Origin of the sequence: Subtercola sp. Z020, assembly GCF_002931235.1 — a bacterium.
Lineage (GTDB): Bacteria > Actinomycetota > Actinomycetes > Actinomycetales > Microbacteriaceae > Subtercola.
The window spans coordinates 1-10,880 of the sequence record NZ_PSTT01000054.1; the positions used below are offsets into that span (position 1 = coordinate 1).

General features: G+C 67.5%; 9 protein-coding genes. 1 reads left to right on the forward strand and 8 read right to left on the reverse strand.

Annotated elements, in window-relative coordinates; genetic code table 11:
* The 8 genes from C5B96_RS07540 to C5B96_RS07575 form a co-directional block, all read right to left on the reverse strand.
* Positions 1 to 1,399, reverse strand: a 1,399-nt coding sequence (locus C5B96_RS07540; protein ID WP_104244515.1) for a threonine/serine exporter ThrE family protein, incomplete at its 3' end; no start/stop codon positions are given.
* A gap of 16 nt (positions 1,400 to 1,415) precedes the next feature.
* Positions 1,416 to 2,180: a dienelactone hydrolase family protein gene (locus tag C5B96_RS07545; protein ID WP_104244517.1), complete on the reverse strand. Its 765-nt coding sequence runs from the start codon at positions 2,178 to 2,180 to the stop codon at positions 1,416 to 1,418.
* Between the two features lie 26 nt (positions 2,181 to 2,206).
* Positions 2,207 to 3,910, reverse strand: coding sequence for an ABC transporter ATP-binding protein (locus C5B96_RS07550; protein WP_104244519.1), 1,704 nt, complete (start codon positions 3,908 to 3,910; stop codon positions 2,207 to 2,209).
* The gene (locus tag C5B96_RS07555) at positions 3,907 to 4,968 is read right to left on the reverse strand and encodes an ABC transporter permease (protein WP_233189065.1); all 1,062 of its coding nucleotides are present in this window, start codon (positions 4,966 to 4,968) and stop codon (positions 3,907 to 3,909) included. The genes C5B96_RS07550 and C5B96_RS07555 overlap by 4 nt, the downstream gene beginning before the upstream one ends.
* A 2-nt stretch (positions 4,969 to 4,970) precedes the next feature.
* Positions 4,971 to 6,071: an ABC transporter permease gene (locus C5B96_RS07560; protein WP_104244521.1), complete on the reverse strand. Its 1,101-nt coding sequence runs from the start codon at positions 6,069 to 6,071 to the stop codon at positions 4,971 to 4,973.
* 86 nt (positions 6,072 to 6,157) lie between these two features.
* Positions 6,158 to 7,801: an ABC transporter substrate-binding protein gene (locus tag C5B96_RS07565; protein WP_104244523.1), complete on the reverse strand. Its 1,644-nt coding sequence runs from the start codon at positions 7,799 to 7,801 to the stop codon at positions 6,158 to 6,160.
* Positions 7,802 to 7,974: 173 nt separating this feature from the next.
* On the reverse strand, positions 7,975 to 8,649 hold the full coding sequence (locus C5B96_RS07570; RefSeq protein WP_104244525.1) for a hypothetical protein: 675 nt from the start codon (positions 8,647 to 8,649) through the stop codon (positions 7,975 to 7,977).
* A gap of 191 nt (positions 8,650 to 8,840) precedes the next feature.
* Entirely contained in the window at positions 8,841 to 10,223 is a 1,383-nt protein-coding gene (locus tag C5B96_RS07575; protein WP_158507138.1) for a glycosyltransferase 87 family protein, read from the reverse strand.
* Positions 10,224 to 10,332: 109 nt separating this feature from the next.
* On the opposite strand from C5B96_RS07575, the gene C5B96_RS07580 reads away from it, so the two are divergent.
* Entirely contained in the window at positions 10,333 to 10,866 is a 534-nt protein-coding gene (locus C5B96_RS07580; RefSeq protein WP_233189066.1) for a hypothetical protein, read from the forward strand.
* The last annotated feature ends 14 nt before the right edge of the window (positions 10,867 to 10,880 follow it).

Genomic DNA, 10,880 nt, shown 5'->3' on the forward strand with positions numbered 1-10,880 from the left:
GTTCTCGATCGCGCTGGGGATTCTCGTCGGCACCGGGCTGACGCGCGAAGTCGCGCGTCAGCCCGGTGCCGACGAGAATCCCCAGCGCGATCGAGAACAGCGACAGCGCCGTGTTCACCACCACCGTGGCGCTCCCGGTGGCCTGCGTCGCAGTCTCGCTGATGCCGATGAACCCCAGCGCCCCGGGTACGAGCAGCCAGAACGACGCGAGCGTCAACACCGTGGCGGGGGGTGCGGTGCGGAACCGCGCGAACAACCGGCTGACCGGCACGATCACCAGCGCCCCGACGAACCCGCCGAGCTGGGGTCCGATGACGAGTGCCCCGAGCGTCTGGGCGCTGAACGCGACGAAGAGCGACAGCAGGATCCAGAAGAACGACCTCTTCGGTGCCGACAGGAACAGCACGTACCCGGCGGCGACCAGGGCGACGCCGGCGACCGACGTCCACCAGCCGAGCTGCGGGCCGATCGTCAGCTGGGTCGCATGTGCGGTCACCGTGAACCCGGCGATCACACCGAAGGTGAGCAGCAGCAACTGCGACACTCCGTAGACGATGCGACTGGCGCCGGCGATGATCTGGTTGCTGGTCAGCTCGATGGATGCCACGGTCAGCGTCAATCCGGGCAGAAAACTCACGAGAGCCGGGGTGATCAGGCGCAGCGGGTCGCCGCTGGCCGGCCCCGCGAGAAAGAGCACCGTCACGACCGTCACGATGAACGCGGCGAAGACGGGCATCGCGCTGGCGAGGGTCGGCAGCCGGCGCCCGAGCAGCAGCATCAGTCCGACGATCGCACCGAGCAGCACGAACGCCGGAATGGCCTCGATCGACGGGTTGAGCGTCAGCCCGAAACCGAGACAGAGCACGGTGTGCCCGACCACGACCATCCATGCCGGGAATCGCGGAGGGGATGAGCGGATGAGCGCGAACCTCGGTGCCGCATCGTCGGGGTCGAGCCGGCCGAGCCGGGCGTCGTTCACGAGCTCGTCGATCGCGGCGGCCTGGTCGAGACGCACCGACAGCGACGAGACGGTGTCGAGGTCGGTCCGGCCCGTCAGCGCGGGTTCACGCGAGACCCCGCCGCGGGCATCCCGCACCGCCCGCACATCGATCATGCCCGTGTCGACAGCAACAGACGGAATGCTGTCGAGCTGCAGCACGACGAAGGTCGGCAGCACCGCGATGCGGATACCTTTCAGATGGTAGGTCTCGGCAATCTCGTACAGCGTCGTCTCGACGTCGTTCGTGGCCTGGCTCGACGCCAGCATCGCGATGCCGAGCGTGCGCAGCATCGTGAGGATCGAGGTGTCGACCGCGACGTCGTCGGGCCGTTGCTCGCTCGCGGTCGGCGGCTTCAGCGACCACCCGAACATGCGGCGTACGAGGTCGATCGCGCCCATTCTGTTCCGCCGGTTCTCAGGCCTGGCGAGCGAGGTTCTTCGTGAAGAAGGCGACGCTCTTCTTCCACGAGTCTTTCGCCGCATCCTTGCGGTAGGCGACCGGGTTGGTGTCGTTGAAGAAGGCGTGGCCCGTGTTGCGGTAGGCGATCGCCGTGAAGTCGACGCCCGAGGCTTTCATCTGGTCTGTCAGAGCCGGCAAGGCAGCGAAGAGGCTCACATCGTCTTCTCCGACGAACGTCAGAATCGGGCAGGCGATCTCGCTCAGCAGTTCGTTCGTGAAGTTGGCGTAGCCGTAGAACGGAACGGATGCCCGCACACGCGGGTCGGCGACCGCCAGGCTGAAGGCGTAGCTGCCGCCGAAGCTGAACCCGGTGACCCCGATGCGCCCGTCGACCCCCGGCTGCTCGGCGAGATGGTCGACGCAGGCGATCAGCTTCTGGATGGCGGAGGTCGCGAACGCGGGAGCGGCGATCGGCGCCATCAGTTCCCGGAGGCGCGGCTGGGCCGCGTTCCGCTGCTCGATGTCGGTGTCGACCAGCTGCCGCTGCAGCTCATCCGCCACCTCGGCCGAGACCCCGAGATCACCCATCAGGTCGGGCGCGATGGCGAGCAAGCCCTCGGCCGCGTACCGGTCGGCGACGCTCCGGATGTGCTCGACCAGCCCCCACACTTCGTGTACGACGATCACCGCACCCCTGTACGACTCGGGTGCGCCGGCCGGGGTCGCGACGTAGGCGGAGAACTCGGCCCCGGCGGAGGGGAGGGTGACGAAGTGGCTCACGGGTTCAGTCTAGGGGCGGGCCGGGGTCACGCCTCGGTCGCCCGAAGCGCGCGGAGCGCCTCGCGACGCGACGCCTGCTCGATCGGGTCGGGCACCGGCAGCGAGGCGAGCAGCCGCCGGGTGTACGGATGCTGCGGCGCGCCGAGCACCTCCGCTCCCGTTCCCTCTTCGACCAGCTTGCCCTTGTAGAGCACCGCGATGCGGTCGGCGAGCAGGTCGACGACGGCGAGGTCGTGGCTGATGAACAGCGCCGCGAAACCGAACTCGCGCTGCAGCTCGGCGAAGAGTTCGAGCACGCGGGCCTGCACCGACACGTCGAGGGCAGACGTCGGCTCGTCGGCGATCAGCAGTGACGGTTCGAGCGCGATCGCCCGCGCGAGGCTCGCGCGCTGGCGCTGCCCGCCCGAGAGCTCGTGCGGGAACCGGTCGCCGTAGCTCTTCGGCAGCTGCACCGCCTCGAGCAGCTCGTCGACCCGCGCACGGGCAGCCCGCGGGTTCTCGGCCCGGCCGTGGATGACCAGCGGTTCGGCCACGCAGTCCGCGATCGTGAGCAAGGGGTTGAAGCTCGACGCCGGGTCCTGGAAGACGAAGCCGATGTCGCTCCGCACCTTCTTGAACGTGCGCTCCCGGATGCCGTTCATCTCGTGGTCGAGGACGCTCAGCGACCCGCCGGTCACCGTGGTGAGGCCACCGATCGCACGCCCGATCGTGGTCTTGCCCGATCCGCTCTCCCCGACCAGCCCGAGCACCTCGCCCGCACGGATCTCGAAGTCGACACCATCGACGGCGACGAAGCCCCCGCGCCCGAACCGCCCGGGGTACTCGATGCGGAGCCCCTTCGCGACGACGACGGGCGCGGCGTTCTCCCAGGCGTCGGCGCGGCCGGATGCCCGTGCTGCGGTCTGCAACGCACCCTGGCCGATGTGCGGCACCGAGGCGAGCAGCTTCTTCGTGTAGTCGTTCTGCGGGTTCGCGAAGAGCGAGACCGCTGAGGCCTCCTCGACGACCCTGCCCTGGTACATCACGGCGACCCTGTCGGCGAGGTCGGCGACCACGCCCATGTTGTGCGTGATCAGCACGATGGCCGCGCCGAACTCGTCGCGGCACCGGCGCAGCAGATCGAGGATCTCCGCCTGCACGGTGACATCGAGCGCCGTCGTCGGTTCGTCGGCCACGATCAGCCCGGGGTCGAGCACCAGGGCCTGCGCGATGACCACGCGCTGCTTCTGCCCGCCCGAGAACTGGTGCGGGTAGTGGTTGACCCGCGTCTCGGGGTCGGGGATGCCGACGCGCCCGAGGATCTCGATCGCCTTCGCCTTGGCCTCGGCGCGGGTGTACGTTCCGTGGGCGCGGAGCCCCTCCGCGATCTGCCAGCCGACGGTGTACACCGGGTTCAGCGCGGTCGACGGCTCCTGGAAGACCATCGAGACATCGGAGCCCCGGATGCCACGGAGCTGCTTCTTCGACAGGCTCACGACATCGTTCCCCGACGAGCCGTCACGGCTGGAGAGAACGATCGCGCCCCGGGCCGTTGCCGTCTCCGGCAGCAGCCCGAGGATGGACTTTGCCGTCACGGTCTTGCCCGAGCCGCTCTCGCCGACGATGGCGAGCACTTCGCCCGCCGCGACGGAGAGGCTGACCCGGTCGACCGCCTTGATGGCGCCGGCGTCGGTCGAGAACGAGACCTCGAGGTTCTCGATCGCGACGACGTTCCTGGGCGTGGTGGTCATGACGTGCTCCTGTCTGTGTGCACCCGGGTGCCGCTGTCGTCGAAGTCGCCGCCACCCTCGAGGCCGGCGAGCCCGCCGGGCCCCGCCTCCAGTGTGCCGCCGGGCACGACGGACGTCGCGGCGACGTCGCCGGCTGCGGCCGCCACGGCCCGGCGACCGCGCAGGCGCGGGTCGGCGAGGTCGTTGAGGCTCTCACCCACGAGGGTGACGCCGAGCACGGAGAGCACGATGGCGAGGCCGGGGAACACCGCGGTCCACCAGATGCCGCTCGTCACGTCGGAGAGCGACTTGTTGAGGTCGAAGCCCCACTCCGCAGCAGCGGTGGGTTCGATGCCGAACCCGAGAAAGCCGAGCCCGGCCAGGGTGAGCACGGCCTCCGACGCGTTCAGGGTGAAGATCAGCGGCAGGGTGCGGGTGGAGTTCCGCAGAACGTGCCGCACCATGATGCGCGTGTTCGAGGCGCCGATGACCTTCGCCGACTCGACGAAGGCCCCGCCCTTGATGCGCACGGTCTCTGAGCGGATGACCCGGAAGTACTGCGGAATGTACACGACGGTGATCGAGATCGCCGCGGCGAGGATGCCGCCGTAGAGGTTCGACTGCCCGCCCGAGATGACGATCGACATGACGATCGCGAGCAGCAGCGACGGGAACGCGTAAATGGCGTCGGCGAGCACCACGAGGATGCGGTCGAGCCAGCCGCCGAAGTACCCCGAGACGAGGCCGAGGAACACTCCGACGAAGATCGACAGGATGACGGCGACGACCATCACCTCGAGGGCTGTCTGGGCGCCCCAGATGACGCGCGAGAACACGTCGTAACCGCTGACGGTGGTGCCCCAGATGTGCTCGGCGCTCGGCGCCTGCTGGGCTCCGAACTGCCCGTTCGCGTCCCTCAGCTGGGAGAAGCCGTAGGGAGCGATGAGCTGGGCGAAGAGAGCGCAGATGACGAACACCGCAGTGATCACGAGGCCCACCACGAGCATCCCGCGCTGGAGCCCCACGCTCTGGCGCAGCTGGTGCACGACGGGAAGTCGGGAGAACAGGGAACGCTTCATGGTCAGTACCTCACTCGCGGGTCGATGAGAGCGGCGATGATGTCGACGATGAAGTTCGTCACGGCCACGATCACGGCCAGCAGGGCGACGATGCCCTGCACGGCCACGAAGTCACGCGCGGCCAGGTATTCGGCGAGCTGGAAGCCGAGACCCTTCCACTCGAAGGTCGTCTCCGTCAGCACGGCGCCGCCGAGGAGCAGGGCGATCTGCAGCCCGATCACGGTGATGATGGGGATGAGGGCCGGTTTGTAGGCGTGCTTTCGCACCAGCCGGTACTCGCTCACGCCGCGGGAGCGCGCCGCATCGACGTAGTCGGTCGACAGCGTGCCGATGACGTTCGTTCTGACGAGCCGGAGGAAGACGCCGGCCGTGAGCAGACCGAGGGCGATCGCCGGCAGCACCGCGTGCGAGAGCACGTCGCCGATCACGGCGGGGTCGCCGGTCTGGAAGGCATCGATCAGGTAGATGCCCGTCTTGTTGGGCAGGAACTGCATCTCGAGCTCCGAGGAGGTGGAGGCGCGACCGGCCACCGGCAGCACGTTCAGCCACACGGAGAAGACGAGTTTCAGCAGGATTCCCGCGAAGAACACCGGGGTCGCGTAGCAGAGGATGGCGAAGACGCGGAGCGCAGCATCCTGCCCCTTGTCGCGGAAGTACGCGGCGAGCATCCCGAGCGGGATACCCACGATGAAGGCGACGATCAGGGCGTAGAACGCGAGCTCGAGCGTGGCGACCCCGTAGGTCGCGAGCACGGTCGAGATGGGGCGGTTGTCGCTGATGCTGGTGCCGAAGTTGCCCGTGGCGATCTGGCCGAGGTATTCGACGTACTGCACCAGGATGGGCCGGTCGTAGCCGGCCGAATGGATGCGCTCCTGCAGCTGCTCGCCGCTCAACCGGCCACCGAGGGCAGCCGTGATCGGGTCGCCGGTGGCCCGCATGAGAAAGAAGACGAGGGTGACGAGGATGAAGATCGTCGGGATGATCAGCAGGAACCGCACGACGATGTAGCGGCCGAGGCCACCGCCGGGGAAGCGCCGCTTCGCACGGGGGGTGGAGGCTGGGCCGGAGGCGGGAGCGCCAACGGCCGGGGCGGTCGCTGTCATAGGTACCAATCGTCGGGTGGGTGCAGGAGGAAAGACGGGGGCGACCCGATCGAAAATCGGATCGCCCCCGGGATACTACAGAATGACTAGCCCTTCGACAGTGCTCCGTAGCGGAACTTGAACGAGCCGTCGAGCGTGTCGGCCGTACCGTTCACGTTCGAGCCGACCACCGCGACCTGCGAACCCTGCAGGTACGGGATCGTCGACAGGTCGGCCGCGACCTGGGCCTGGATGTTCTCGATCTCCGAGGTGCGGGCAGCCGTGTCGGTCTCGCTGACCTGCTTGGTGATCGCATCCTGCACGGCCGTGTTGTCGTAGTGGTTCGCCAGGAAGTTGTCGGCGGAGAAGAACGGCGTCAGGTAGTTGTCGGCGTCGGAGTAGTCGGGGAACCAGCCGAGCTGGTACTCCGGGTAGACGTCTGCCGTGCGGTCCTTCGAGTACTGCACGTAGTCGGTCGTCTGCAGGTTGACCGTGAAGAGGCCGCTCTGCTCGAGCTGGTCCTTGATCAGCGCGTACTCGTCGCCTGACGAGGGGCCGTAGTGCTCCGACACGTACTGCAGGTTCAGCGTGACCGGGCCGGTGACGCCGGCGCTGGCGAGCGTCGCCTTCGCCTTGTCGGCGCTGGGCTTGCCGGTGCCGTCGCCGTAGAGGTCCTTCAGAACCGTGGTGGCCCCGGTGAGGCCCGCAGGGACGTAGGAGTACAGGGGGGTGTACGTGTCTTTGTAGACCTGCGAAGCGATCGCATCACGATCGATCAGGTCGGCCACGGCCTGGCGGACGGCGAGAGCCTTGGCCGGGTCGGCCTCGGTGGTCGTCGCGCCGAACGGCATGGTGTTGAAGTTGAAGACGATGTAGCGGATCTCTCCACCCGGGCCGTCGACGACCTTGACCTTGCTGTTCGTCGACAGGTCGGCGATGTCGGTGGCCGAGAGGCTGCGGTAGGCGACATCGATGTTGTTCTGCTGGATGTCGAGCTTGAGGTTCGCTGCCTCGGCGTAGTACTTGACGTTCACGGTGCCGGTCTTGGCGGCGCCGAGCAGCCCCTGGTAGCCGGGGTTGGCCTTGTACTGGATCGTGTTGTTGAAGTCGTAGCTGGTGATGTCGTACTGGCCGGCGAACGGATGCGCCTTCACGATGTCGACGTCGGGCGTCAGGGCGGTCGGCGAGAAGGTCTCTTCGTCGACGATGGGGCCGGCGGGGCTCGAGAGAACCTGCGCGAACGTCTGGTCGTTCGGCTCCTTCAGCGTGAACACCACGGTGGTGGGGTCGGGTGCCGCAACACTCGCGAGGTTGCCGAGCAGTGAGGAGGGGCCGTTCTCGTCGGCGATCGAGACGACGCGATCGAAGCTGAACTTCACGTCAGAGGAGGTGAGGTCGTGGCCGTTCACGAACTTCAGGCCCTCTTTGAGCTTGACGGTGTACTCGGTGGGCGCCGTGAAGTCGGCCGACACCGCGATGTCGGGCTTCACATCCGACGTGCCGAGCGGCGAGTTCACGAGGAACGGGTAGATCTGGTTCTCGACGGCGAACGAGCCGTTGTCGTAGGAGCCGGCCGGATCGATCGTGGTGATCTTGTCGGTGGTGCCGATCGTGATCGAGCCGCCACCGGCACCGCCGGAGGTGGAACCACCGGAATTGGCGCCGGAGCAGCCGGCGAGGGCGAGGGCCGAAACGGCGAGGGCGGCGGAGACCGCGACCACGCGCTTTCGGGAGATGAATGCGGACGACATGGCGTCTACCTCTTTCAGGTTGCAGTGTGCTGTGTATCAAGTCTTAACACACCCGCCGTGCGCCGCCGGTCATATCGGCCCAATGTTTACAGCACCGCAATGAATCCCCGCCAGGAACAGAGAAAGGCCCCGGCTGCAAGAGCCGGGGCCTTTCATGTGCTGTGGGGCGTGTGTTACTTGGTGTTGACCGTGATCTTGGCGACGCCCACGAGGAGGCCTTCCTTGACGGCGGTCGTGCCGTAGGTCTTGTTCAGCAGCGCAGCGGCGTCGGCCGACACGTGCACCGTGGTGCCCTCGAGGATCGCGGTGTCACCCGAGGTCTGCAGGGGCTTCAGGGTCGAACCGTCGAGGTCGAAGAGGAAGGCCTGCTTGGCGACCTCTGCACCGTTGGCGGCAACGTCACCGTAGAGCTTCGAGGTTCCGGGGTCGATCGTGAAGTTGGTCAGGTCGACCTCGATGCCGCCGCCGGTCAGGCTGAGGCCCGAGCCCTGGTGGTCGATGGTGCCCTGCACGTACGGGCGGAAGGACTCGTTCGGGTCGTAGTACTTGACGTTTCCACCCGTGATCGGGAAGTCGAGCACGCCGGCGGTCGAGAGGGTCGCGGTGCCGAGCACGCCGGGGGTGAGGCCGAGGCTCTTCAGCGCGGCGAGGAAGCCGGCGTCGACCGTGACGGCCGTGTCCTTGCCCGAGAGGGAGGGGATGGTGGCGATCGGAGTTCCGTTGGTCGACGCCGAGGCCGAAGCGGAGGGCGACGACGACGTGGTCGAGGAGGTGGAGCAGGCGGCGAGCGAGAAGGCGAGCAGTCCCGAAGCGGCGATGGCGATCGAGACCTTCTTGAAGTTGCGCATGAGATGAAATCCTTTTCTGTGGGTGGGTTCCGGGTACGCCAAAGGAGTTGCTGCCCAGGCACAGATGTGGCATTCAGCCATCTCTCTGCCGGTGCAAGAACTGACGGAGTCGAAACCCGTTTGTGTCGGTGATTGCCTGACGCTATGAGTTCGCCACCCCTCCCCAATCGGATGGGTATGGGTTTTCGTTCTCAGCTGACGCTCAGGTTGAGGTTGGCGCGGCGACGCCTCAGAACGACTCCGACCACGATGCCGAGGGCGGCGACGGCGAACGAGATCCGTGCAACCGCAAGGGTCGGCACCAGGAGTTGCGCGGTGAGGGAGAGGGGGATGAGCATCCACTCCCACCGTCTGCTCAGCGCGATGAACGGAACCAGCAGCAGGGCATACCAGGAGTAGCTCGGTGTGACGACGAGCATCGTCACACCGATCATCACGGTCTGGCCGAGCCACGGCTCTGCCGCATCCGTGAACCGGAACACCAGCAGCGCCGTCACCAGCAGCAGGATGGCGGCCAGCACGATCGCCCCCGCGCCCGGCGCGACGATCGAGAGCAGGGCGAACCGCGTGCCGTCGTCGTACCCCTCCTCGCTGAGGTACCCGGGCAGGTAGCCGACCACCGCGAGCCCGGTGGTCGCCACATACGGAACGTACAGCAGCACGAATGTGGCGACCGTCGCGATCGTGACGGAGAACGGATGCCGCCGGAGGATCGCGGGTACGCCGATCACCGGAACGAGCTTCGCCGCGATCGAGAGGCCGAGGGCGACACCGCCGAGGGCGCCCCGCCGAATGTCGCCGGGGCCGGCCCGGGAGAGCAGAAGGGTCGCCACCAGGAGAAGGAGTGCCGCCAGCGCATCGACGTGCGAGTTGGTGACCGCCTCTGTCGTGACGAACGGGCTCCACGCCCAGAGCGCGGCCCAGCGGGGGTCGATGCCGCGTCGCCGCATCGCGAGCACGAGCGCCACGGTGATGCCGAGGGCGATCAGGGCCCCGGCGACCTGGAACGGCAGGTACGCGACGGTGGGCGGCACGGTGGCACGCACCCCGGCGAAGTACAGTTCGGCGGCCGGCGGGTAGATCGTGTTCACCTGCGGCCGGTTGATGCTCGTGCAGGTGACGACGAACGACGGGATGCTGAGGGTGCGGTCGACCCGCGAGCCCTCGCACTGCGGTCGGCCGTCGGCGTCGGCAACCGTGGCGGGGAACAGCCAGTCGGTGCGGAACGGGGCCAGCGCGTCGTCGGCCGGAACGTAGGCGTAGGGAGAGACGCCGCCGAGCTGCACGATCCCGTCCCAGGCGTACCGCGCCGAATCCGTGCTCGTGTTGGGTGGACCGGCGAGGGCGCTGCCGCCCAGAACGGCCGAACCGGCGACGATCAGAACGATCGCCGCTCGCGGGGGCACGCGCCTGACGAGCAGGAGGGCGGCGGCGTAGAGAGCCCAGAGAACCGCCGTGCACCAGACGATGCCGCCGGCATCGGCGGGGTCGAAGAAGCCCACCGCGGTGACCGAGACGACCGTGACGGTCGCAGCGACGGCGAGGAGCACGGCGGTGAGCGCGGTCGCAAGCACTCCGGTTGTTCTCGACGCTGCCGGGGTGGTTGCTGCGGTGGGGTGTATGCGCACAGGCCTATCATGACGGGTGACCCACCACTTCGGTGTGCCGCTCCGAAGAAGGACCATGCGACGACTGCTCCTCACCCTGCAGCACGCTGTCGCTGCGCCCACGCGCAATCTGCGGCTCGCCGTGGTGGTCGGTCGACTGCTGGCTCTCGCGTTCCTTGTGTGCTTCGGCACGGGGCTCTACAGCCACTTCCTGCAGGAGCCGTTGCCCTGGATGCGGTTCCCCACCCAGCCGGTGCAGCTGTACCAGGTGACCCAGGGCATCCACATCACCGCCGGCATCGCGTGCTTTCCCCTGATTCTCGCGAAGCTCTACACCGTCTTCCCGAAACTCTTCGAGACGCCGGTCATCACGGGCGTGGGCAGCGTTCTGGAGCGGGCATCGATCGCCGTCTTCGTGGGCGCATCGCTGGTCGAGATCACCATCGGGCTGCTGAACACCTACCAGTTCTACCCGTGGCCGTTCGGATTCCGCGAGGTGCACTTCGCGCTCTCGTTCGTGATCATCGGGTCGCTGGCCATTCACATCGGTGTGAAACTGCCGATCATCCGCCAGTACTGGCGGATGATCGGCAGTTTCACACCGATGTGAATGGCCAGCGACCC

Coding starts and splice junctions, on each gene's coding strand:
- C5B96_RS07550 (WP_104244519.1), bottom strand. CDS start 3,910: ATGACCACCACGCCCAGGAACGTCGTCGCGATCGAGAACCTCGAGGTC.
- C5B96_RS07555 (WP_233189065.1), bottom strand. CDS start 4,968: ATGAAGCGTTCCCTGTTCTCCCGACTTCCCGTCGTGCACCAGCTGCGC.
- C5B96_RS07560 (WP_104244521.1), bottom strand. CDS start 6,071: ATGACAGCGACCGCCCCGGCCGTTGGCGCTCCCGCCTCCGGCCCAGCC.
- C5B96_RS07565 (WP_104244523.1), bottom strand. CDS start 7,801: ATGTCGTCCGCATTCATCTCCCGAAAGCGCGTGGTCGCGGTCTCCGCC.
- C5B96_RS07570 (WP_104244525.1), bottom strand. CDS start 8,649: ATGCGCAACTTCAAGAAGGTCTCGATCGCCATCGCCGCTTCGGGACTG.
- C5B96_RS07580 (WP_233189066.1), top strand. CDS start 10,333: ATGCGACGACTGCTCCTCACCCTGCAGCACGCTGTCGCTGCGCCCACG.